Consider the following 22,537-nt stretch of genomic DNA (forward strand, 5'->3'; position numbering starts at 1 on the left):
TAAAAAGAAAAAATTATGCTTAGAATTAATACTAATAATTTTATTAATGAATTTGATATCATATGATTCAAATATAAAACGCATAATAATACCATAACAAAAATCATAATATATCCATAGAATATTATATTTTTAAAATAATACAACTTTAGTTGATGGACCCCCCCCAAATTTTTATCAATAATATTCATAATTAAAAATCTAGTCAAAATAAAAATATTAGATATTATGAAAATTATCATATAATTATTTAATGTCAATCCGATTTCATTTAATGTATGAACAAAAAAAAGAACCAGAAGTGACAGGCTAGAACATATTAACACAATTATTAGTAAATAAAATATATTGAAAATTTCAAAATTTCTATCAACACAATATCTTTGAATATATCTGTTGTACTTTGTAAAATCTTGAAAAAATTTAAATTGAATAGGATCAAAAAGTTTAAGAATTAAAATTATGCAGAGATAAAAAAGGAACAACCCTAGTATCCAATTATTGCTATTAAGCATTCTTTCTGTCCAAAATTCCATAATATAAAAGTATTGGTTTTTACCGATTTTCAAATCTATTCATATCGTTTAAATGGTAAAAAATTTATCTAAATTTGTATATGGCAGAAAATATTTTGATAATAATTCCAACATTTAATGAATCAGAAAATATTTTACAAATAATTTCCAGTGTATTTAGACATGTCCCTAAATGTAATGTTTTGGTTGTTGATGATAATTCACCTGATGGCACATCTGGAGTAGTAAGAAAAATAATTAATCAAAATAAAGAAAGACTTTTTATAATAGATAGAAAGTGTAAACTTGGGCTCGGAGCTGCATATATTGAAGGATTCAATTGGGCTTTAAAAAATAAATACGATTTTATCTTTGAAATGGATGCTGATTTGTCTCATGATCCAGTTTATGTTTCTGAAATGGTTAATATTTTAAAAGATAGTTCAGATGTAGTTGTGGGGTCAAGATACATAGGGGGGGTTAATGTTGTAAACTGGCCATTAACAAGAATATTATTGTCATACTCAGCATCATTGTATGTCCGAATAATCACTGGAATGCCAATTAAAGACCCAACAGCTGGATTTGTTGGATATAAAAGAAGAGTTTTAGAAAAAATACAGCTTGATAAAATACAATTTGTGGGTTATGCGTTTCAAATTGAAATGAAATACAAGTCTTGGATTCAAGGTTTCAAAATAACTGAGTATCCTATCATTTTTAAAAATAGAATTAACGGAAAATCTAAAATGGATCAAAGTATATTTTGGGAAGCAATCATCGGAGTTATAAAATTGCGTTTATTTAATTAAATAGAAAAATGAAAAGAATACTTATTTGTAATGCAACTATAGTAAATGAAGGTTCCCAGAAGCTAAATGATATCTTAATAGAAGGTGAAAAAATAATTAAAATTAGATCTAATATTGATCTCGAAAATGATATGCAAGTTATTGATGCAAAAGGACTTCACGTTCTTCCAGGTTTAATTGATGATCAAGTTCATTTCAGAGAACCTGGATTAGTTCATAAAGGAGATATTGAGAGTGAGTCAAGAGCAGCTGTTGCCGGAGGAATAACCTCTTTCATTGAAATGCCTAATACTATCCCTCAAACAACTACTAAGTTGGAGTTAGATAAAAAGTTTTTTAAAGCATCTAAAACATCTGCGGCTAACTATTCTTTTTTATTTGGTGGTACAAATCAAAATATAGATGAAATATTAAAATTAGATAAAAATCATGTAGCTGGTATAAAGATTTTTTTAGGATCCTCCACTGGAAATATGTTAGTTGATGATCCAACAGTTTTGAGAAAAATATTTAGTTCCACCAAGTTATTAATTGCAGTTCATTGTGAAGATGAAGAAACAATAAAACAGAATTTAAATAAATTCACTAAAAAATATGGAGAAAACATACCTATGTCAAAACATCCTTTAATTCGATCTGAACGAGCGTGTTATATTTCTTCATCTAAAGCAATTTCTTTAGCAAAAGAAACCGGTGCAAGATTACATGTTTTTCATCTCTCTACCGCTAAAGAGACCATGTTATTTGATAACAAGAAAGATCTAAAAGATAAAAAAATCACATCAGAAGTTTGCATTCATCACCTCTGGTTTACTGATAATGATTATGATGAAAAAGGGACTTTGATTAAGTGGAATCCTGCAATTAAAACTAAGGAAGATCAAATCGAATTATGGAAAGCGTTAAATGATGATAGAATTGATTTAATAGCTTCAGACCATGCTCCTCACACAATCTCTGAAAAAAATAACCTTTATTTAAAAGCTCCATCGGGTGGACCACTCGTTCAACACTTACTACTTGCATTATTAACATGTGTAAAAAAATGTAAAATATCCTTAGAAAAATTGGTTCAAAAAGCCTGTCATAATCCTGCAATTTTATTTGAAATTAATAAAAGAGGTTATTTGAGAGAAGGGTATTTTGCAGATCTTGTAATTGTAAATTTGAAAGCAAAAACCAATATTACCAAAGATTCATTATTTTATAAATGTGGTTGGTCACCATTTGAAGGAGTTAGTTTTGATGCTAAAATCGAAAAAACATTTGTTAATGGTGTTAAGGTTTATGATAATGGAGTTATTCTGGAAACAAATGCAGGAAAACAACTTACCTTTAATCGATGAAGTTTTTTATTACATTATTTTCAATTATATTTTTTTTTTCATGTCAAAGTGATAAAATAAAAAAACCAAAAGATTTAATTGAAAAAAATAAAATGGGATTAATTATGAGAGATATGATTTTGATGAAATCTATTTCTAGAAACTATATAGTGGCAATTAAAAATAAAAATTGGTTTGGAGATAAATACATATATGAAAAATATAAAATTGATAGCCTTCAGCTTATTAAAAGCCTGAATTATTACGCTAAATCTCCAAAAATATATTTAGATATACATAATGATATAAAAACGGACTTGCAAAGGTTAATGGATAGTATTGCTGTTGAGGTAAAAGAAGAAATAAGGAAAGAAAAAGAATTTGAAGGATCTACTAAATCAAAAAACTAAATTTGTTTATAATTAAAATTTGGTAAAAATTTAGTTATTTTTTCCCCATCATATTCGTTTTTATTAAAAAGAGACTTTATTAAACTTAGACTCAGATATCTTTTCTTAAACCAAAGAAAGGATAGTATAAAATCAAAAAATAGTATTAAATAAAATATAATTTTTCTAACAGAAACAATTTCTTTTTTGATCTTGAGCCTTTTTTTTAATTGACAAATCACGGATTTAAAACTCAAGTTTTTTGCAACTAAAATAAATTTTTCGTTTGATATAGAGCTATTCATTAGTGCTATACTTGTATTCACTACATCACTTATATTTACAAATCCACTCTTTCCTTTTGTGTAAAAACACAAAGGTGATTGAGTAATCATCTTTTCAATTTTTGACTGGGGAGAATCGCCTTTTATTGATTTTCCCAATATTATTCCTGGACTAACTATTACTGAATTAACACCCTCTTCAATCCCCCTCCAAATTTCTAATTCAGCATTGTATTTAGAGTTGGAATAGGGTGAGGTGTATTTTGACTCATAGTATTTTGTTTTTTCAGTTATGTTGACTCCTGAAGTTTGTTCTCCCAATGCAGATATTGAGCTTAGGTGAATTAGTTTATGTATTTTTTTATCAATACAAAGATTAACAATGTTTTCTGTACCCTGAATATTTACTTTATTTAATTTTTCTCGGTCACTTATTGAAAATGATATAAAGCCTGCGCAATGGTATACCTTTTTAATCCCTTCAAAGGCATCTTCCAGACTCACGATATCGTTTATGTCAGATTTTCTCCAAATTATATTATTGCAATCTATATCTTTTAGAAAATCCTCTACCTTTTTTTTTTTAACTTCAGATCGATATAGTGCAACAACATTATTATTATCTTTCAATAATTCTTTAAGCAAATTCATGCCGACAAATCCAGTTGATCCGGTAATTAAAATCATTATACAAAAATACAATTTTTCAAATTCATTTTTTCTTTCATTCTATAAATATATATTTGTATTAGAACAAAGATATTATGTCTAAAAATTTCGTTGAGGAGTTGAGATGGAGGGGAATGTTGCATAACATTACACCCGATACAGAAGAGTATTTGACTTCAAAAAATAAATCAGCATATATCGGTTTTGATCCAACCGCTGACTCTTTGCACATAGGAAGCCTAGTTCAAATAATTATATTAATGCATTTTCAAAATTTTGGTCACAAACCAATAATTCTTGTTGGAGGTGCAACCGGTATGATTGGGGATCCCTCGGGTAAATCGAATGAAAGAAAATTATTAGATATTAAAACATTGGAAAAAAATATCAAATCAATCAGATCTCAATTTCAAAGTTTTTTAAATTTTAATAATGAAAATAATAATTCAGCTATTTTAATTAACAATTATGATTGGATGAAAAAATTCAGTCTAATTGATTTTTCAAGAGAAATTGGGAAAAATATCACTGTTAATTATATGATGGCTAAAGAATCTGTAAAAAAAAGATTGGCTGGAGAATCAAAGGTGGGTATGTCATTCACTGAATTTACCTATCAATTAATTCAAGGTTATGATTTTCTTTATTTATATGAAAATTATGATTGTAAAATTCAAATGGGTGGAAGTGATCAATGGGGAAATATCACAACTGGAACTGAGTTAATTAGAAGGAAATCACAAGGTAAAGCATATGCAATAACATGTCCTCTAATAACAAAGGCCGATGGAAGTAAATTTGGTAAAACTGAAGATGGAAATATATGGTTAGATAAGAAAAGAACTTCTGTTTATAAGTTTTATCAATATTGGTTGAATACTTCTGACGAAGATGCATTGTCATATATAAAGATATTCACCTTTTTAGAATTAAATTCTATAAAAAAAATTACTGACGAACATATTAAATCTCCTCATTTAAGAGTTTTGCAGCTAAAATTAGCTGATTGCGTAACTGAGTTAGTTCATGGTAAAGATGAATTAAATAAAGCAAAAATAGCTTCGAATATTTTATTTGGTAAAGACACATCAAATAGTCTAATAAAAATTGATTCTGAAACTTTCCTGGAGATATTTGAAGGAGTTCCTCAGATCAAATTATCAAAAAAAATTCTTAAAGATGGTTTATCAATAATTTCAGCTTTATCTAAAGAGTCAGGGTTTTTAAATTCTATTAGTGAAGCTAAAAGATCTTTAAAAGAAAATGCCATTTCGGTAAATAAAGTAAAAGTATCAGAAGAATTTAAATTAAATATTTCGGACCTAATAGGGGATAAGTTTATTTTACTACAAAGAGGTAAGAAAAATTATTTCGTATTAAAATTTAATTAAATAAAATTAAATTGCAACCTCTTACCTCTGCTTGATCAAGTCTTCCTGTCACCTCAAAATCACCATTAGAGTAAACTCTTCCAACATCATCAGTTGCGATAAAAGGACAGCTTTCCGAGTTAGCTAAATCTATAATATTTAATCCTCCTGAATGCTCCGGCTTACATATTGATAAGGGATCATCTATTTCTCTTGTTAAAACCTTCATCCAAGGAGGACATTTAAAGATCCCATCATTGTGAGAATAGGCCTGGGATAAAATTTCAGTCATACCATATTCAGAATGAATTGATTTCAATCCAAATCCATCACAAAGTTTTTTATGAAGTTCACTTCTTACTAATTCTTTTCTTCTTCCTTTCATGCCACCTGTTTCGATTACAACCGTATATTTTAATTCCATTTTATTTGTTTCAATAAAATCTATAAGAGCAAATGAAACACCTATGAGAATAGTTTTCTTTTTTTTTGATTCAAGATCCTTGAGCATGTTGAATAGTTTATCAAAATCATCTAAATAAAACCCGCTAGATTCAGATTTACTTTGTTTTATTAAATCATTTACCATATAAATCAGTGAAGAATCTTTTCTCTCAGAATAGCCTGGAAGTAGAGCTAAAATTACCCAATCAGTTGGTTTTCCGTAAGACAAACTGAAAGACTTTGAAAAACTTTTCTCATAATTATTAGTTGTTTTTAAAAAATGTTTGGATTTTTTAAGATTACTTGTTGTTCCACTTGATTTAAAAATAATAATTGGTTTTTCATTAAATATTTTGACATCATGAGTTTTAAAAAAAGAAATTGGAAGAAAAGGAATTTCATTGATTGAATTTATTAAACTTGGAGGCTTATTTATTAAATTACAATAACTACTATATATGGGGTTTAATTTGTAATGTTTATTTAAAAGATTAAAACAAACATCATCAAAATCAGTTTGAGATCTTATTTTGAAAAAAGGATTTAATTGAATTTTCATTGAAACAAAATTAAATAATTAAAATACATTTACTTTTTAAATTATATATTTAAAATATGAATTTTTCATTAATTTAATTTTAAGTTAACATGGCCTAGAGCTTTTAGTTTTAGATTCGTACAAAATTTTTAGATGGACAACACTAAGATTAAAATACTATTGGTTGACGATGAAGTGGACGTTTTAGAGGTGCTGACTTACAATCTTTTAAATCAAGGTTATCAGATCTTAACTGCAAATGATGGATCTGAAGCTGTTGATATGGCTATTAAATATAAGCCTCGGTTAATCATAATGGATGTAATGATGCCTAACATGGATGGAATTGAAGCTTGTGAAATTATAAGAAAGAATAATGAGTTAAACAATACAATTATTATGTTCTTAACGGCTAGGGGAGAAGATTATTCCCATATTGCAGCTTTTGATGCTGGTGCAGATGACTATGTAACAAAACCTATTAAACCAAAAATTTTAATGTCGAAGGTAAAATCTTTATTACGTAGATTAGAAAATATTGATTCTATTAATGAAACGATTCTAGCTGGAGATATTATAATAAATAGAGAAAGTTATAGTGTTAATCACAATGGAAAAATTTTATTTCTTCCCAGAAAGGAATTCGAATTATTGTCAGCATTAGCTTTGAAATCTGACAGAGTTATTAGTAGAGAACAAATAATGGAAAAAGTTTGGGGTCTGGATGTTGTAGTTGGAGACAGAACGATTGATGTTCACATACTAAAATTGAGGAAAAAATTTGGAGATGAGTATTTTCAAACGATTAAGGGTGTGGGTTATAAATTCGTTGCTAAACAATTATCTAATTAGTGAAAAAATATAAAACTTTTTTTGTTTCATTGTTTGTTTCAATCATTATTTGCTCAATATTTTATTTTATAAACTCATTTGAAGCTTCAATATTTAATGATTTTAAGCTCTCAATGATTTATGGATTTATATTTTTTGTGCTAATTTTTTTAATAATAAATTTTAGTTTTAAATTTCTTTTAACTCAAAGTGTAAAAAGAATATTAGATGATGTTTATTCTAAAGATAATAATTTAGATGATCAAATAATTTCAACTGATTTAGATTTGCTTTCTGAAAGTTTAAAAAAGTTTGCTTCTGATAAGAAGCTTGAAATAGAACTATTAAAAAATCAGGATAATTATAGAAAAGATTTCATCGGAAATATGTCCCATGAATTAAAGACTCCGTTATTCACAATCCAAAGCTATATATCAACTCTTATTGAAGGAGGTCATGCTGATCCGGATATTTTAATAAGGTATTTAAAAAAATCTTCAAAAGCAGTAGATAGATTAACATATTTAGTAAAAGACTTAGATTTAATAACTCAGTTTGAAGCAGGTATAAAAAATATTGAGATGAATTCATTTGATATATTAAAAATAATAAATAATGTTTTTGAGCTTTTAGAGATTCAATCTCAAAAAAGTAATATTTCATTAATACTTGATCGTGAATATTTAGAACCAATCAGCGTCATTGGAGATGCAGAAAGAATCCAACAAGTTGTAACTAATTTAATAATGAATTCCATTAAATATGGGGTTAAAAACGGGACAACAGAAATTAGTGTTCAGGATTTAAATATTGACAAATTTATTGTTCGTATTATAGATAATGGTCAAGGTATAAACGAAGAACATTTGCCAAGACTTTTTGAAAGATTTTATAGGGTTGATAAATCAGGAAATAGAAAAAAAGGAGGGTCTGGCTTAGGGTTGTCAATAGTGAAGCATGTTATTGAAGCTCACCAGGAAAAAATATATGTTGAAAGTACTTTAGGGACTGGTTCGGAGTTTTCTTTTACATTACAAAAAGCTTAAACTTAAATATTGTTTAATCATTGAAAAAACTAGATATTTTTTTTAAAAATTGAATGTGGGAAGTAAAAATAAATTAAAAAGATTCAAAGAAAATGAAACATTTTTAAATGTAATTCAACCCTCTCGAAATACTCTGGTTAGTGGTAATTTTAACTTCAAAGGAAGTTGGAGAGAGGACTACTTCAAAAATAGTAATGAGATAGTTCTTGAATTGGGTTGTGGAAAAGGAGAATACATGATTTATCTAGCAAAAAAATACCCTAATAAAAACTTCATAGGTATTGACATAAAAGGAGCAAGATTTTGGAAAGGTGCAAAAATTGCAACTGAAGAAAAAATTTCAAATATTGTATTTGTAAGATCACAAATAGAATTAATAACAAACCTCTTTGCAACTAATGAAATATCTGAATTGTGGATTACATTTCCAGATCCGCAAATTAAATTTCAAAGGACTAAACACCGCCTAATAAATCCTGAATTTTTATCTAAATATCAAAGGATTTTAGACAGCAAAGGTTTAGTTCATTTGAAAACAGATAGTGAGTTTTTACATGGGTATTTGTTAGGACTACTAAGAAACATGTCGTGTCATATAAATTATTCGAATCATAATATTTATCACAACATGAATGTTCCTTCAGATGTAACATCTGTTCAAACCTACTACGAAAAGATATTTTTAAAAATCAATAAGCCAATTACATATTTGCAATTTTTCTGGGATGACTAAAAATGAAAGAAATTTTTTTGAAGACGTCTATTCTGTCGTAAAACAAATTCCATACGGAAGAGTTACAAGTTATGGTTCAATCGCAAAATATATTGGTTCTCCTCAATCCTCGAGAATGGTTGGGTGGGCCATGAACTCTAGCCATAAAATTAACAACGTGCCTGCTCACAGAGTTGTGAACAAAATTGGACTTTTATCAGGTAAGCATCATTTTGGCGGAACTAACTTAATGCAGCAGCTCCTAGAATCAGAAGGATTAAAAGTTGAAAATAATAAAATTGTAGATTTTTATTTGATGTTTTGGGATCCTTCAATTAATTTATCTCCCTTTAAAATTTAATTGTAAAAAACATTCTTTACTTGTATTTAAAGTATATTTGTTTATATAGGTTATAAATGTTAATACAAAAAGAATCAGTAATAAAAGTGCTTAAAAATTTAACCGCTCCCGGAAGTGGTGAAGATATCATTTCCAGTGGTTCAGTTTTAAATTTACAAATTTTTGGAGATCAGATTGACATTGATTTAAAAATTGATAACCCAAGTTTACAGGCTCGAAAAAAACTTGAGGTGGAAATACTTAAAGCCATTCATTCGCAAATAAATGTTAAAGCAAAAGTTAACATTAATATTAAAGTTGATTCTAAAAAATCACCTCCTATGTCGCCAATTAAGGGTAGATCAATTTCAGGAATAGACTCCATAGTTGCCATTGCGTCAGGGAAGGGAGGGGTAGGAAAATCCACAGTAACTGCAAATGTTGCAGTTACTCTTGCTAAAATGGGGTTGAAAGTTGGAGTTTTAGATGCAGATATTTACGGTCCTTCTATGCCTTTAATGTTCGATTTGGAAGGACAACGTCCAAAGGCACAAGAAATAGACGGAAAATCTAAAATGCTGCCCCTTGAAAGCTATGGTGTTAAAGTTCTTTCAATAGGCTTTTTCACAAAGCCTGATCAAGCTGTTATATGGAGAGGTCCTATGGCTTCTAAAGCATTAAATCAATTAATATTCGACGCTGCATGGGGTGACCTAGATTTTCTATTAGTCGATTTACCCCCTGGAACAGGTGATATTCATTTAAGCATTGTTCAATCATTACCGATTACAGGTGCGGTTGTTGTCAGTACACCTCAGCAAATAGCTTTAGCAGATGCTAGAAAAGGAATTGCAATGTTTCAACAAGAAACAATTCAAATTCCTGTTTTGGGAATAATTGAAAATATGGCATATTTTACGCCGGATGAATCTCCTGATTCTAAATATTATATATTTGGAAAAGATGGAGCTAAGATATTGTCTGAATCAAAAAATATTCCCTTTCTAGGTTCTTTGCCTTTAGTTCAGTCTATTAGAGAATCAGGTGATTACGGGAGACCTGCTGCTCTTCAAGAACAAAGTATTGTAGCTGATTCTTTCACTTCAGTAACTCAGGAACTTGCCCGTCAGGTTATTAAAAGAAATAAAACACTACCTCCTACAAAAGCAGTTGAAATCACCACGATGACAGGTTGTAGTGCTGTTAATTAAATATTATGAAAACTATAGATATCAAGAAAAAAGTAATTATTGCCTTAGACGAAATTCGTCCATTTTTAGCATCTGATGGAGGGGACATATCCTTAGTCTCAATTGAAGATGATAAAATTGTTAATGTTCAACTTCATGGAGCATGTGTTTCATGTAGTGTCAATCAAATGACTCTTAAACAAGGAGTTGAAATGACCATAAAAAAACATGTTCCTCAAATAGAAAAGGTTATTAGTTTAGAACCTTAGAATTTATTTTGAAAAAAGACATTACTTTAAACGTTTTAGATAGGAATGGAAAATATCATACTTTAATCGTACCATGTGATATGAATCTTAACCTAATGGATATATTTAAAGCACATAATCTTCCAGTCGAAGGAACTTGTGGTGGAATTGCTATGTGTGCATCATGCCAATGTTATATCATTTCTTCTCATCAGTTATTGGAAAAAACAGATAATGAACTAGCTATGCTATCTGAAGCATATAATGTTAAAAATAACAGTCGGTTAGGCTGTCAGATTTTTGTTTCTAATAAACTAGATGGATTGGAAATTCAATTGGCTCCTGAGGAATAATTAAAATTTCACGCTTGGATGTGAGAATTTAAGGAAAATGAATAATTATGAAATCTAAATTCTATATTATAATTATACATGTAATGTTTATTTCATGTATAAATAACTCTGAGCTAATTGTTTTAGGTCATAGAGGGGCTATGGGGTACGCTGTAGAGAACACTTTAACTTCGATTGAAAAAGCAATTGAATTAGGGGTTGATGGAATTGAAATAGATGTTTTTAGATGTCTGACCGGAGAATTGGTCGTATTCCACGATAAGTCTGTAGAAAAACTTACTAATGGAGAGGGATTTATTGAACAACTTTCTTTGGATAGTATAAAAAAATTAATTGTTTCTGATAATGAAAAAATACCAACTTTAAATGAAGTATTAGATCTAGTTGATGGAAAAATGATGTTAAATATTGAATTGAAAGGAAAGAATACTTCATTTCTAACACATCAAATATTAAATTCTTATTTTAAATCATCAAATTGGAAAAAAGAAAACATAATAATATCTAGTTTTATTTGGCCAGAATTAAGGGCATTTTATCAATTAAATAAAGATATAAAAATAGGAATATTAATAAAAAAAGATGATCCTTTAAAAGCAATTCCAATTGCAAAAGAATTAAAAGCGTTCTCTATCAATCCGGAGCACATTCTCTTAACAAAATTAAATGCTGCAAAAATAAGGGCTGAAAATTTCAAAATTTATACCTGGACAGTTAATAAAGTAAAAGATATTAATAGAATAAAAAAGATTGGTGTCGATGGAATAATATCTGATTACCCCGATAGAGTTAGATAAATAATTTATTCTCAATAAAATTTAATACTAATTAACCATATTTAATAATAAACTTTTAAGTATACTTTTTTGGACCATTGTCAAAATAGTATCTTTGTAAGATGGTTGAACAAGATTTTGTTTTTAAAAAAGTCCAACTTGTAAGTGGGGTTTCTTCATACGAATCTCCAAGCAATATTGCATTGGTGAAATATTGGGGAAAGTATGGGGAACAGTATCCAAAAAACCCATCAATTAGTTTCACTTTATCTAACTGTAAATCAGTAACTAAAATAAAATATAGACCTAAAAAAGATAACGAAATTAACAATTTTTTATTTTTATTTGACGGTTTTTTAATGCCATCTTTTAATGAGAAAATTAAACAATTTATAAATAGAATTTCAATATATATCCCCGCAATCAAATATCATTTTTTTGAAATAGAGAGTTATAATACTTTCCCGCACAGTAGTGGAATTGCATCATCTGCTTCTGCAATGTCTTCTTTAGCACTTTGTTTTATGGAAATTGAAAAAAAGATTAACTTAAAAATATCCAAATCGTATTTTACAAAAAAAGCTTCCTTTTTAGCTCGTTTAGGTTCAGGGAGTGCTACGAGGAGTATAGAAGGTCCAGTTGTTTGTTGGGGAGAGTCTGAAGCTTTCAATGATTCAAGTATTTTATATGGAACTACTTTTAGAAATATTGCTCCTATTTTCAATTCCTACCAGGACACGATTCTCATAATTGATAAAAATGAAAAAAAAGTCAGTAGTACTTTAGGTCACCACCTTATGGAGTCAAATCCTTATGCCGAAAATAGATTCATTCAGGCTAGAAAAAATATGAGTAAAATAAAAGATGTTTTGATTAAAGGAGATCTTGATAACTTTATAAAGATAATTGAATTGGAAGCTCTGTCTCTTCATGCAATGATGATGACTTCATCACCATCTTTTATTTTAATGCATCCAAATACCCTTTCTGTAATAAATGAGATTTATGAGTTTAGAAAACAAACTTCAATACCAATTTGTTTTACTCTTGACGCTGGAGCAAACATCCACTTGCTTTATCCTGTTCAGTTTTTTGAAAAAACTCAAAACTTTATAAATAATAAATTATTAAAGTATTGTTTCTCTAAACAATATATTAATGATCACGTCGGTATTGGATCAAAAATAATAGAAGTTTAAAATATGAAGGAAACTTTATTTTATGCAAAAATACTTCTCTTTGGAGAGTATGGAGTTATTAAAGATTCTAAAGGTCTTTTAATACCGCATAATCAATTTAATGGATCATTAAAAATATCAGATTTAACTTTAGATAGTGAAGACCAAATGTCACATGATAAGATTAAGGAGTTTATTTTGTTTTTAGAATCAGTTGATACAAAAATTGTAGATTTTGATTGGGCTAAAATTAAAAATGACATTAATAGAAATATTTATTTTGATAGTAGTATTCCTCAAGGATATGGTGTGGGAAGCAGTGGTGCTCTTGTAGCTGCTGTATATGAAAGATTTGCTAAAGATAAAATCACAGTTCTAGAAAAATTAACAAATAGTAAACTTCAAAAATTAAAATTAATTTTTTCTTTAATGGAATCATTTTTTCATGGAAAATCTTCTGGTTTAGATCCATTAAACAGTTATTTAAGTATTCCCATACTTATAAATTCGAAAGATGAAATCGAATCAACAAATATTCCATCTCAAAACTTAGATGGAAATGGTGCGATTTTTTTATTAGATAGTGGATATGAAAGAAAAACTTCTACAATGGTTGAATTGTTCATGAATAAAATGAAAAATGAATTTTTCAATAAAATGATAAAAGATCAATTTGTTTTTAATACAGACAAGTGTATTCGAAATTTTTTAGATGGAAATTATAAAAATTTGTTTTACCACTTAAAAGACTTATCAGAGTTAGTTTTTTATAATTTCAAACCAATGATTCCAGATCAATATAAGGATCTGTGGCTAAATGGTTTAAATACCAATTCGTATTATTTAAAATTGTGCGGATCAGGTGGAGGAGGCTATATTCTTGGTTTTACTCAAGATTGGATAAAAGCTAAAAAAGAATTAACATCACATGACTTGCATGTTATATACCATTTTTAAATAGTCAATTTCATACTTTTTTATTTTTACTTCTATCTTATTTGGTGTTTAGCGAAGGATCTTTAAATTTTAAAAGAATATTGGTTCAACAACATCAAATATTTCCTTTTTTGTGGAGCTATGAATAATAAAATTCTTGACTATTCCCAGTTATTACAAGTTATATTTTAATTTTCGAATCATTAAATACCTCATAGTAAACATACAATCATACTTTGTTTTGAGTCTTATTTTTATTACTGTATTGGTGATTTTTTTATAGATATCATCAAAACAAAAGGAGTATCTTTGATTACATAATATTTAAAATATATTATTAAGGGGTCTTAAGTATTGCTCTTCTCAATTAGAGTCAAAATATGAAAAAAAACACCAACACTGAATCACTTTCAAATGATTCATTAAATTCATTTAACTACAAACCTATTAGGTTAAACAAGTTTATTTCTAATTCTGGTCTTTGCTCAAGACGAGATGCGGATCAATTTATTAAACTAGGAATGGTTAATGTCAATGGAAAAATTATTACTGAAATGGGTCACAAGGTGCTTCCAACGGATAAAGTGAAGTGTGATGGTCAAAGTATAAAAGCGTCAAGACCATCTTATATTTTACTTAACAAGCCAAAAGGTTTTTTAGCAATGTCATCTGGGAAAAAATCAAAAAAAACTGTTGATGAATTAATTAATATTCCTAGATTAAGTAAGCTTTATTCATCAGATGACATGGGAAGAACAGTTACTGGACTTTTATTTTTAAGTGATGACATTAATTTAATAAAAAAAATAAATCAATCAAAAAAAGGAGTCAGAATGATTTATAAAATTTCTCTTGATAAAAATATTACAAAATCTGATATTGAAATTGCTAAAAAGTCTCAGCTTATTTTTGATAAGGAAATTCAATTTAAAGATGTTTCTTACATACTGGGAGGTACCAAAAATGAAATAGGTGTGGAGTGTAATAATATTCCTTCAAGTATTATCATAAAGTTTTTTAAAAAAATCAATTATACGGTTGAATACTTAGACAGAACTACTTATGGCTCCTTTTCTAAAAAAGAATTACCTAGAGGAAAATGGAGATCACTAAGTTCTAGGGAGCTAAGTTTTTTGAAAATGCTTTGAAAATTATATCTCTTCTTGTTATCATCTCATAAAGAAAAAGACTGAAAACTATTATATACTCAAGTAGTATTAAAACTGTATTTTCTTGAAACCCATTTGAAGTATATGAAGAATATGAAAAAAAAACAGTAGCACTCCAAACAATTGGGTAAAAATAGGGAGTGAATATGCAAAGCGCGACCAGAGATATTATATACCAAGGATGAACCGTGGTAGCGAAAAAAAAATACACTGTAAGAAGTAGTAACTGGCTTTTCAAAATTCTTTTTAAAGTATTATTTTTCTGAAAAAGACTAAAATAACAGATTATAAACATCAATATGAATGGTAATATTTTTCCAAATGTTTGTATGATGTTATAGCCTTTATAATAAAATCCAAACTCTCTTATGATATAATAAATACTTGCATTAAATTCAAAATTATTAAACCACAACTTTATGGTTTGAATATAGTTTGATGAAAAATTGTGATCTAGGTAAGGTATCCATAGAAGCGAAAAAACAAAAACCGTTAACAAACAATACTGTATGTACTTTTTAATACCTAATTTTTTAAAAAATACTGGGATAAGTATTAATGTTAGAAGTTTTGATCCAACTGATAGCGCCATCATAATTGAAGATTGAACATTTTTATTTTTTTGTAAAAATAAAATTCCCAAAAGAAAGAAAAACATCATGACTCCTTCTCCATGTAAATTCCCAGTTAGCTCAATTATAACTAATGGATTCAAAAAATACCAACCAATTCTATTCAGTGGTAATTTCAAAATATTTAATATTTGATATGAGATATAGAAAATACATAACTCAAAAAAAATTATAAAAATTCTTAAATAAATAACAGAATAAAAAATATTATTTTCCCCTAAATAGGATGCAGCTAAAAACATCCATTGACTTATTGGGGGATAATTTGAAAAATTAGAATTTGACAGCTCTCCCATTCCATGAAATAAATCACTAGACAAATAGAACAGTTCATTTGTGTTTATTAAATAGTTTGGCTTGAATAGATATGGGTTTGTACCGATGATTTGCAAATTACCATCCCAAATAAACCTGTTAAAATCTTGAGATAATTCGGGTAATGAAATAATAAAAATTAGTCTAAAGGTCAGACCTATTATCAAAATTAACAATGGAGTAATTCTTTGATACATTAAAATCATGAAACCTAAAAAAAGTAAGCTGAATGAAATTAGTAAAGAACCCGATTCTGTTCTCTCTAGATAGTATCCAATAAGTAAATACAAAAACATAGATAAAACTAAAGTCAAAGATGAGATAACAGTTGATTTTATATTTAACTTCATTTAATTTCAATTATAGATTTTATAAAAACAAATCCAAAACCTAAAAAAAGAACTAGATGGAAGGGAAATAAAATAAAGTCTCCGTTTTTTGTAACATTAAATGCGCTGAATAATCCAAATAAAAAATATAGTGACATTAGTGCTTCAATAAAAGCATATACGCCAATTGATTTTTCAATGTATCTATTTTGATTTAAAAAATTCGAATTATCTTTTTTAATATTAAATTTTGGAGTTCTGATAAATGGACTTTTCATACCTAGGTGACCTTTTAAAACTGCAATAGAATTGTGAACTGAAAAGGCAATTGAAATAGAGTAAAAAGTTATAAACCTTAAGGTATAGTCGCAAAGACTATATAATCCAGCACCGTATTTTTGTTTGTGAATAAACCAGTAGCAAATGTAAAATATTAAAGTACTTAAAATAAAGAGAGAGCTGAAATTAAAGAACCAATTCAATTGATTCCACTCATTTTTAATGTATAACATTGGTACACTTAAAAAACCAACAAAAAAAATATTTAAAAATATTGTGCTATTTAGTAAATGGAGAAAAGCATGAATTTTAGTTTTGATTTTAATATTAGATGATTTTAAAACTTTAAATATATTTTTTTGAAAATTTTCAGCACCTCCTTTATTCCATCTGTATTGTTGAGACCTTATTGCGCTCATAACAATAGGTAATTCTGCAGGGGTAACAATTTTTTCTAAATAAATAAACTTCCAGTCCTTAAGTTGTGCTCGATAGCTCAAATCTAGATCTTCTGTTATTGTATCTCCTTCCCAGTTGCCAGCATCAAGTATTGTTGATTTTCTCCAAATACCCGCTGTTCCATTAAAGTTTATAAAATGATTTTGAAAATTTCGACCTACTTGTTCGAGGGTAAAGTGTGCATCGAGCGCAAAAGCTTGAACTTTTGTAAGAACAGAAAAGTTACGATTAATGTGTCCCCATCTGGTTTGAACCATACCAATTTCACAATTCTTGAAATAAGGTATTGTTTTAAATAGAAAATCTGAATTAGGTAAAAAATCAGAATCAAAAATAGCTATAAATTCTCCTTTGGAAGTTTTTAACCCTTCTTTTAATGCACCTGCCTTGTATCCAAGTCGGTTTTTTCTTTTTATATGCACAATATCAACACCTGTATTTTTTATTTCATAAATCAATTTTTCAGTTAATCTTATTGAATCGTCGTCTGAATCGTCAAGAACCTGAATTTCTAATTTATCGGAGGGATATTTAATTTGAACTATTGAACTTAATAATCTTTCAATAACGTACAATTCATTATAAATAGGTAATTGAATAGTTACAAAGGGAAACTCTTTTTTTTTATTAAAATTCCATTGAGATAACTTTTTTAAATTATTTTTTTCTTTCAAATAATTATCTAGTAAATCAAACTGAGCTAGTGAATATAAAAAAATAGTAATTAAAGAAGTTGTGTACAAGAAAATAAGGAAGAAAACAAAAAACAATAACAGTGGATTTTCATTTTCAATCATTTTCTTAAATAATATTTAAATATCCAACTTATAATTTTGAATCCTGCAAAAACAGTCCCCTTAAATGTCCCAGACACTTTCGAGTACCCTATTCTTTTTCGATAATTAACAGGAACTTCACAATAAGAAATTTTATTTTTTAAAACTTTTAGTTGCATCTCAATAGTCCAGCCATAAGTTTTATCACACATTTTTAGATCCTTTAAAGTTTTCCACCTAATTGCTCTGAAGGGACCTAGGTCCGTAAAAGTACCTTTATACAATAGGTTCATTAAAAAACAAGCTAATTTATTTCCAAAGACTTGTTGGGGGGTCATAGAACCCTTTTCTCTGAGAGTAATAACTCTTGATCCAACTACAAAATCTGATTTATTTTTTAAAATGGGATTTACTATTTTGTTAATTTGTTCCGGGTAATCAGAGTAATCACCGTCTATAAAAACAAGTATGTCTGGAGGAAATTTCTCAAGAAAGTCTATTCCTTTGAGACAGGCATAACCGTATCCTCTTCTCTGCTCTTTAATTACTATAGCTCCATGTTTTTCAGCCACCTCTGATGTTTTGTCAGAGCATCCATTGTTAACAACTATTAATTTATCATAAATTTTAGGTATCGACTTTAAAACAAGTCCAATAGACTTCTCTTCATTTAAAGCAGGTATTATTATTGATATTTTCATACTGCTTATAAAAAGTCATTTATTTGATATTTAATTCTATCTGTTGCTGTGGTACAATATATTTATCAAAATAGACACTTGAAAATTCATCCATAGTTAAGAATAATGAAATTGAAATTATAACTAATATGAAACTAAATAATGCTTTATTTATTTTTTTTTGTTTTGCAGTGTTTAAGCTACATTCCTCTTTTTTATTGAATTGTACTATTCCAAAAACAACAATTAGAACTCCTACAATTCTTAAAATAATTGCACCCATACCAATTGAACCATCATCAGCGTAGAAAAAATCAGCAAATGAAATAGCATAAATACCACTCATAATACCAAACTGAAATAAAATTACTGGACCAATACAGCAAATAATTCCTGCTAAAGCTGCTGATAAAGAAACTTTAAAAAGATGATAAATTTTCCACATTGTAATTTTTTTAGAATCAAATTTAGTACAATTCTATTGAATTATATTTAAATCCCAATTATAAGCTAAATATTTTATTTTTGGATTTTTGATTTCAATTGGGGAGTATTTATTAATAAAGTTCAAAAGATTCTCATTACTTCCAAAATCTTTTTTAAACCAAAAAAATAATTTTGAAATTTTAATTTCATTAGTATTAATTTCATTTTTGTTTACAATAAAAGAAACTGTTGCATCTTCAAGTTGTTTTTCAAGTTTGTATGACAAATAAGCATCTTTAGAAAGTTTAGGACAAGAAATTGAAGCACAATTTATAGCAAAATGAATTCTTGGTTCTTTCATTTTTCTTAAAATATCATGTTCAATTTCATCTAATGAATAACTCCTGTGTTCAAAAAATAAAATTTTTTCACCCCATACATTTTTAATTTTTCTGATACTACTCACAGGGTAATTTTCTAAAATAATCTTGATAGTAAGGGAATTATATGCATTAATCCAATAACTCATTTTTTCATTTTTTGACCAATAATCCTTTGGATGATTTTTTTTAAGGACACTAATGTATGCGTCAAGACCCTCTGTGTTTTTATTCCAATTTTCGTAATCAACTAGTCCGTCTTTGCCAACATACTTTTTTAACTCTACACTCCACCTCTCATGAATATTTCTTTCAAATGTTTCATTTAATAAGCAAATAGTTAATATTATCAATAAGGGTGTTTTCATACTAAATTAGTGACTTTATTTCTGAATGTTTATTTAAGTCTTGCTCATTATCTATATCGTTTAACTTAGGAAGATAATAAATAGATTTCTTAAAGTCTATCTTTTTAATACTTTCCATAAGTACAGTTGAAGTACCCCATGAGTTTATATTAAATAATGAAGAATTTAGTTTTTTTAATCCTAATAAATAATATCCTCCATCTTCAGCTGGACCAAAAACAACATCATTTTTTTCTAACGCACTAAATGCTTCACTAAAAATTTTTTCTTCTATGCTCCAAAGGTCACTTCCAATTATGCAGATTCTTTTATAACCTTTATTGAATGCCCATCGAAAAGCGTTTTCCATTCGATCACCTAGATTTTTACCGTTTTGAATTTTTTGATTTTTAGTAAACGACCAATTTGTATTACTAGGAATGAAATCACTATGAAAAACTGCAACATCACACTGTAGTTTTTTTAATACTGAAATAGTTTTATCTCTAAGGAGATTGTGAACTTTTAATGCATTAGAGTCTCCAATAGATCCTGCTAGTCGTGTTTTAACTTTACCTAACAAAGAGTTTTTACAAAATACAATAACTAAAATATTAATCATTTAAATTTTATTTCCAGCATACAGGTATCAGCTCTCCTTTAATTAGTCCAAATTTAGCAATCTCTATATCTGTATATTTTGAGGTTAAATCTATCTTTTTGCACTTAAATCCAACTTTAGTTAATCTTTTAAAAAAATCCATACCATAAATTCGAACATGATCATATTGACCAAAATTTTCATTTCGATCTTCAGGGTTAGTAATTGAATAATCCTCATAGGTTTTTTCTTTTTTTTGATCCAAAGGAACCTGTATAATTGCTCTTCCTCCAGGTTTTAACACTCTATAAATTTCTTTCATAGCTGAAACATCATCAATAATATGCTCAAGAACGTGATTACATAAAATCAAATTATAAGTTTCATTTTCAAAAGGGAGATCACATAAATCTGCTTTAACATCTGCTAGAGGAGAGTTTAAGTCTGTTGTTGTATAAGACCAATTTTTAAAATATTTAAATTTATTATAAAAAACCTGTTCAGGGGCTACATGTAAAACTTTTAAAAACTCATTTTTTATTTGAGATTTATGATTGAGATATAGCCATAACAATCTATGTCTCTCCAAAGATAGAGTGCCTGGACAAAGTGCATTGGGTCTTAAAGTATTATATCCATAAGATAGAAATCTACTATATTGTTTCCCGTTTATAGGGTCTGTAAACTTTGATCCCATAAATATTAATGAAAGAATAGGTCTAAATAAAATACTAAGTTTAATTAAAAACACTCTAGGAAAAATTTTTAACAGTATTTGCATCTCTAAATAATTTTAGAATCTGTAAAAGGTATCTCTTGGCTACAACTTATTCCTAGAGCAGAGTCAATATATTTAAAAGTGGAAAGTAAATTTGGCTTTCCATCAATTAAGGCTACGTTGTGCTCAAAGTGAGCGCTGGGTAGGTTGTCTTTGGTTAATATAGTCCAGCCATCTTTTAATTGTTTTATTTTTCGAGTTCCCATATTAATCATAGGTTCTATTGCAATGACCATACCATTTTCAAGTTTTTTTCCTTGTCCTCTTCTTCCATAGTTTGAAATTTCAGGGGCTTCATGCATTGTTCTTCCTAAACCATGACCGACTAATTCCCTTACTACTCCATATCCCTTTGATTCACAATGATCTTGAACTGCATATCCAATGTCTCCAACTCTATTTCCAATTTTAAACTCTGCAATTCCTTTGTATAAAGATTCTTTTGTTGTGTCTAACAAGGATTTTATTTTCGAATCTATCTCTCCTACGGCAAATGTATATGCATGATCACCGTAAAAACCATTCTTAAGAGCCCCACAGTCAATGGAAACAATATCACCATTTTTTAGAGGAATATTATTGGGAATTCCATGAACAACTTGAGAATTGGGAGATACACATAAGGTGTTTGGAAAATCATAAAGGCCTAAAAAACCTGGTTCTGCTCCGTTATCTCGTATAAAAGTTTCAGCTAATTTATCTAATTTAAGAGTTGTAACACCTGGTATTATTTCTGATGCTAACATTCCTAAAACCATTGAAACTATAATCGCACTTTCGCGAACTAATTCAATCTCTTCTTTTGATTTTAAAATAATTTTACTCATTTATTTGAATATCAAAGTATGGATTTTTATAAGGTTTCTCTTGAATAATAGTTTCCAAATCCCTTGCTAAGGATATGTTTGGGAATTCAACAAATCGATTTATTTCCTTCCCGTTTTTATAAAAAATTAATGTAGGTACATTTGTTATTTTCAAGCCCTTTTCGTAATTCTCTGGAGTATGTTTTTCATCAGAAACGGCATACATTTCAATTTTGGAAAGATCAAAATTAGAGAAGTCTAATAGCTTTAATATTCCAGAAACTTCTCTTTCTGAATCTTCACACCAAGTACCTAGAAACAACTTAAGATTTATTTCTTTTAATTGTTTTTGATTATTTTCAATCCATCCATCTGGTATTTTGTATCTATTATATTCTGTTTCAAACCATTTACTGTGTTCGTATGTTATAAGATTATGCCGATTTATTTTACCCATTATAAAAGGCTCACCTTCAATCGTTTCTCCATGAATAACTGGAAGAGGAGTTAAATCAGGATTACACGAAAGTATAATATTTCCAAATACAACTATTAGAGAAAAAATAACTCTATTGCAAAATAAAATTTTTGATTTCATCTTTTA

26 protein-coding genes are annotated in these 22,537 nt (G+C 28.1%); 15 read left to right on the forward strand and 11 right to left on the reverse strand.

Annotation, left to right across the window (positions count from 1 at the left end):
* The first annotated feature begins 628 nt into the window (after positions 1 to 628).
* The 3 genes from AC3ATN_RS07370 to AC3ATN_RS07380 are packed head-to-tail and all read left to right on the forward strand — an operon-like array spanning position 629 to position 3,062.
* Positions 629 to 1,327, forward strand: a complete 699-nt coding sequence (locus AC3ATN_RS07370) for a polyprenol monophosphomannose synthase (protein ID WP_487532658.1) — start codon at positions 629 to 631, stop codon at positions 1,325 to 1,327.
* An 8-nt stretch (positions 1,328 to 1,335) separates the two neighbouring features.
* Positions 1,336 to 2,673 carry a dihydroorotase gene (locus AC3ATN_RS07375; RefSeq protein WP_487532629.1) on the forward strand — a complete coding sequence of 446 codons (1,338 nt, stop codon included), beginning with the start codon at positions 1,336 to 1,338 and terminating at the stop codon, positions 2,671 to 2,673.
* Positions 2,670 to 3,062, forward strand: a complete 393-nt coding sequence (locus AC3ATN_RS07380) for a DUF4296 domain-containing protein (protein WP_487532630.1) — start codon at positions 2,670 to 2,672, stop codon at positions 3,060 to 3,062. The genes AC3ATN_RS07375 and AC3ATN_RS07380 overlap by 4 nt, the downstream gene beginning before the upstream one ends.
* Here the strand turns inward: AC3ATN_RS07380 and AC3ATN_RS07385 are convergent.
* Entirely contained in the window at positions 3,059 to 4,012 is a 954-nt protein-coding gene (locus AC3ATN_RS07385; RefSeq protein ID WP_487532631.1) for an NAD-dependent epimerase/dehydratase family protein, read from the reverse strand. The genes AC3ATN_RS07380 and AC3ATN_RS07385 overlap by 4 nt on opposite strands.
* Before the next feature lie 77 nt (positions 4,013 to 4,089).
* Between AC3ATN_RS07385 and tyrS the strand changes: the two genes are divergently transcribed.
* On the forward strand, positions 4,090 to 5,385 hold the full coding sequence (gene tyrS, locus AC3ATN_RS07390) for a tyrosine--tRNA ligase (protein ID WP_487532632.1): 1,296 nt from the start codon (positions 4,090 to 4,092) through the stop codon (positions 5,383 to 5,385).
* Here the strand turns inward: tyrS and AC3ATN_RS07395 are convergent.
* Positions 5,378 to 6,367: a LuxE/PaaK family acyltransferase gene (locus tag AC3ATN_RS07395; RefSeq protein ID WP_487532633.1), complete on the reverse strand. Its 990-nt coding sequence runs from the start codon at positions 6,365 to 6,367 to the stop codon at positions 5,378 to 5,380. The genes tyrS and AC3ATN_RS07395 overlap by 8 nt on opposite strands.
* Positions 6,368 to 6,499: 132 nt before the next feature.
* Between AC3ATN_RS07395 and AC3ATN_RS07400 the strand changes: the two genes are divergently transcribed.
* The 11 genes from AC3ATN_RS07400 to AC3ATN_RS07450 all read left to right on the forward strand — a co-directional run bounded on the left by AC3ATN_RS07400 (position 6,500) and on the right by AC3ATN_RS07450 (position 15,104).
* Entirely contained in the window at positions 6,500 to 7,198 is a 699-nt protein-coding gene (locus AC3ATN_RS07400; protein ID WP_487532634.1) for a response regulator transcription factor, read from the forward strand.
* Positions 7,198 to 8,223 carry a sensor histidine kinase gene (locus AC3ATN_RS07405; RefSeq protein ID WP_487532635.1) on the forward strand — a complete coding sequence of 342 codons (1,026 nt, stop codon included), beginning with the start codon at positions 7,198 to 7,200 and terminating at the stop codon, positions 8,221 to 8,223. The genes AC3ATN_RS07400 and AC3ATN_RS07405 overlap by 1 nt, the downstream gene beginning before the upstream one ends.
* A 55-nt stretch (positions 8,224 to 8,278) precedes the next feature.
* Complete coding sequence (gene trmB / locus AC3ATN_RS07410) at positions 8,279 to 8,956, forward strand: tRNA (guanosine(46)-N7)-methyltransferase TrmB (protein ID WP_487532636.1); 678 nt, start codon at positions 8,279 to 8,281, stop codon at positions 8,954 to 8,956.
* Positions 8,949 to 9,296, forward strand: a complete 348-nt coding sequence (locus AC3ATN_RS07415) for an MGMT family protein (RefSeq protein ID WP_487532637.1) — start codon at positions 8,949 to 8,951, stop codon at positions 9,294 to 9,296. The genes trmB and AC3ATN_RS07415 overlap by 8 nt, the downstream gene beginning before the upstream one ends.
* A 56-nt stretch (positions 9,297 to 9,352) precedes the next feature.
* Positions 9,353 to 10,486 (forward strand): Mrp/NBP35 family ATP-binding protein, encoded by a 1,134-nt coding sequence (locus AC3ATN_RS07420; protein WP_487532638.1) that lies wholly within the window; start codon positions 9,353 to 9,355, stop codon positions 10,484 to 10,486.
* Positions 10,487 to 10,491: 5 nt separating this feature from the next.
* Positions 10,492 to 10,734 (forward strand): NifU family protein, encoded by a 243-nt coding sequence (locus AC3ATN_RS07425; protein ID WP_487532639.1) that lies wholly within the window; start codon positions 10,492 to 10,494, stop codon positions 10,732 to 10,734.
* An 8-nt stretch (positions 10,735 to 10,742) separates the two neighbouring features.
* On the forward strand, positions 10,743 to 11,066 hold the full coding sequence (locus AC3ATN_RS07430) for a 2Fe-2S iron-sulfur cluster-binding protein (protein WP_487532640.1): 324 nt from the start codon (positions 10,743 to 10,745) through the stop codon (positions 11,064 to 11,066).
* A gap of 47 nt (positions 11,067 to 11,113) precedes the next feature.
* Positions 11,114 to 11,863, forward strand: coding sequence for a glycerophosphodiester phosphodiesterase (locus AC3ATN_RS07435; RefSeq protein ID WP_487532641.1), 750 nt, complete (start codon positions 11,114 to 11,116; stop codon positions 11,861 to 11,863).
* A 101-nt stretch (positions 11,864 to 11,964) separates the two neighbouring features.
* Positions 11,965 to 13,041 (forward strand): diphosphomevalonate decarboxylase, encoded by a 1,077-nt coding sequence (locus AC3ATN_RS07440; RefSeq protein ID WP_487532642.1) that lies wholly within the window; start codon positions 11,965 to 11,967, stop codon positions 13,039 to 13,041.
* Between the two features lie 3 nt (positions 13,042 to 13,044).
* The gene (locus AC3ATN_RS07445) at positions 13,045 to 13,977 is read left to right on the forward strand and encodes a mevalonate kinase family protein (protein ID WP_487532643.1); all 933 of its coding nucleotides are present in this window, start codon (positions 13,045 to 13,047) and stop codon (positions 13,975 to 13,977) included.
* A gap of 359 nt (positions 13,978 to 14,336) precedes the next feature.
* On the forward strand, positions 14,337 to 15,104 hold the full coding sequence (locus AC3ATN_RS07450) for a pseudouridine synthase (protein ID WP_487532644.1): 768 nt from the start codon (positions 14,337 to 14,339) through the stop codon (positions 15,102 to 15,104).
* On the opposite strand, the gene AC3ATN_RS07455 is transcribed toward AC3ATN_RS07450, so the two are convergent.
* The 9 genes from AC3ATN_RS07455 to AC3ATN_RS07495 are packed head-to-tail and all read right to left on the reverse strand — an operon-like array spanning position 15,073 to position 22,531.
* Positions 15,073 to 16,422 (reverse strand): MptA/MptB family glycosyltransferase, encoded by a 1,350-nt coding sequence (locus AC3ATN_RS07455; RefSeq protein WP_487532645.1) that lies wholly within the window; start codon positions 16,420 to 16,422, stop codon positions 15,073 to 15,075. The two genes, AC3ATN_RS07450 and AC3ATN_RS07455, sit on opposite strands and share 32 nt — an antisense overlap.
* On the reverse strand, positions 16,419 to 17,936 hold the full coding sequence (locus AC3ATN_RS07460; protein ID WP_487532646.1) for a cellulose synthase family protein: 1,518 nt from the start codon (positions 17,934 to 17,936) through the stop codon (positions 16,419 to 16,421). Before AC3ATN_RS07460 ends, AC3ATN_RS07455 begins: the two co-directional genes overlap by 4 nt.
* A complete protein-coding gene (locus AC3ATN_RS07465; protein ID WP_487532647.1) occupies positions 17,933 to 18,616 on the reverse strand; it encodes a glycosyltransferase family 2 protein in 684 nt (227 codons plus the stop codon). Before AC3ATN_RS07465 ends, AC3ATN_RS07460 begins: the two co-directional genes overlap by 4 nt.
* Positions 18,617 to 18,635: 19 nt before the next feature.
* Entirely contained in the window at positions 18,636 to 19,040 is a 405-nt protein-coding gene (locus AC3ATN_RS07470; protein ID WP_487532648.1) for a hypothetical protein, read from the reverse strand.
* A gap of 33 nt (positions 19,041 to 19,073) precedes the next feature.
* Entirely contained in the window at positions 19,074 to 19,769 is a 696-nt protein-coding gene (locus AC3ATN_RS07475) for a DUF547 domain-containing protein (protein WP_487532649.1), read from the reverse strand.
* Between the two features lies 1 nt (position 19,770).
* Positions 19,771 to 20,370, reverse strand: coding sequence for a TIGR04282 family arsenosugar biosynthesis glycosyltransferase (locus tag AC3ATN_RS07480; RefSeq protein WP_487532650.1), 600 nt, complete (start codon positions 20,368 to 20,370; stop codon positions 19,771 to 19,773).
* 7 nt (positions 20,371 to 20,377) lie between these two features.
* The gene (locus tag AC3ATN_RS07485; protein WP_487532651.1) at positions 20,378 to 21,130 is read right to left on the reverse strand and encodes a class I SAM-dependent methyltransferase; all 753 of its coding nucleotides are present in this window, start codon (positions 21,128 to 21,130) and stop codon (positions 20,378 to 20,380) included.
* 2 nt (positions 21,131 to 21,132) lie between these two features.
* On the reverse strand, positions 21,133 to 21,954 hold the full coding sequence (gene map, locus AC3ATN_RS07490) for a type I methionyl aminopeptidase (protein WP_487532652.1): 822 nt from the start codon (positions 21,952 to 21,954) through the stop codon (positions 21,133 to 21,135).
* Positions 21,947 to 22,531: a thioredoxin family protein gene (locus AC3ATN_RS07495; protein ID WP_487532653.1), complete on the reverse strand. Its 585-nt coding sequence runs from the start codon at positions 22,529 to 22,531 to the stop codon at positions 21,947 to 21,949. Before AC3ATN_RS07495 ends, map begins: the two co-directional genes overlap by 8 nt.
* Between the last annotated feature and the right edge of the window lie 6 nt (positions 22,532 to 22,537).

It is taken from the genome of Candidatus Marivariicella sp. (assembly GCF_983056325.1).

Coding starts and splice junctions, on each gene's coding strand:
- AC3ATN_RS07375 (WP_487532629.1), top strand. CDS start 1,336: ATGAAAAGAATACTTATTTGTAATGCAACTATAGTAAATGAAGGTTCC.
- AC3ATN_RS07380 (WP_487532630.1), top strand. CDS start 2,670: ATGAAGTTTTTTATTACATTATTTTCAATTATATTTTTTTTTTCATGT.
- AC3ATN_RS07385 (WP_487532631.1), bottom strand. CDS start 4,012: ATGATTTTAATTACCGGATCAACTGGATTTGTCGGCATGAATTTGCTT.
- tyrS (WP_487532632.1), top strand. CDS start 4,090: ATGTCTAAAAATTTCGTTGAGGAGTTGAGATGGAGGGGAATGTTGCAT.
- AC3ATN_RS07395 (WP_487532633.1), bottom strand. CDS start 6,367: ATGAAAATTCAATTAAATCCTTTTTTCAAAATAAGATCTCAAACTGAT.
- AC3ATN_RS07400 (WP_487532634.1), top strand. CDS start 6,500: ATGGACAACACTAAGATTAAAATACTATTGGTTGACGATGAAGTGGAC.
- AC3ATN_RS07415 (WP_487532637.1), top strand. CDS start 8,949: ATGACTAAAAATGAAAGAAATTTTTTTGAAGACGTCTATTCTGTCGTA.
- AC3ATN_RS07420 (WP_487532638.1), top strand. CDS start 9,353: ATGTTAATACAAAAAGAATCAGTAATAAAAGTGCTTAAAAATTTAACC.
- AC3ATN_RS07425 (WP_487532639.1), top strand. CDS start 10,492: ATGAAAACTATAGATATCAAGAAAAAAGTAATTATTGCCTTAGACGAA.
- AC3ATN_RS07435 (WP_487532641.1), top strand. CDS start 11,114: ATGAAATCTAAATTCTATATTATAATTATACATGTAATGTTTATTTCA.
- AC3ATN_RS07440 (WP_487532642.1), top strand. CDS start 11,965: ATGGTTGAACAAGATTTTGTTTTTAAAAAAGTCCAACTTGTAAGTGGG.
- AC3ATN_RS07445 (WP_487532643.1), top strand. CDS start 13,045: ATGAAGGAAACTTTATTTTATGCAAAAATACTTCTCTTTGGAGAGTAT.
- AC3ATN_RS07450 (WP_487532644.1), top strand. CDS start 14,337: ATGAAAAAAAACACCAACACTGAATCACTTTCAAATGATTCATTAAAT.
- AC3ATN_RS07455 (WP_487532645.1), bottom strand. CDS start 16,422: ATGAAGTTAAATATAAAATCAACTGTTATCTCATCTTTGACTTTAGTT.
- AC3ATN_RS07460 (WP_487532646.1), bottom strand. CDS start 17,936: ATGATTGAAAATGAAAATCCACTGTTATTGTTTTTTGTTTTCTTCCTT.
- AC3ATN_RS07465 (WP_487532647.1), bottom strand. CDS start 18,616: ATGAAAATATCAATAATAATACCTGCTTTAAATGAAGAGAAGTCTATT.
- AC3ATN_RS07470 (WP_487532648.1), bottom strand. CDS start 19,040: ATGTGGAAAATTTATCATCTTTTTAAAGTTTCTTTATCAGCAGCTTTA.
- AC3ATN_RS07475 (WP_487532649.1), bottom strand. CDS start 19,769: ATGAAAACACCCTTATTGATAATATTAACTATTTGCTTATTAAATGAA.
- AC3ATN_RS07480 (WP_487532650.1), bottom strand. CDS start 20,370: ATGATTAATATTTTAGTTATTGTATTTTGTAAAAACTCTTTGTTAGGT.
- AC3ATN_RS07485 (WP_487532651.1), bottom strand. CDS start 21,130: ATGCAAATACTGTTAAAAATTTTTCCTAGAGTGTTTTTAATTAAACTT.
- map (WP_487532652.1), bottom strand. CDS start 21,954: ATGAGTAAAATTATTTTAAAATCAAAAGAAGAGATTGAATTAGTTCGC.
- AC3ATN_RS07495 (WP_487532653.1), bottom strand. CDS start 22,531: ATGAAATCAAAAATTTTATTTTGCAATAGAGTTATTTTTTCTCTAATA.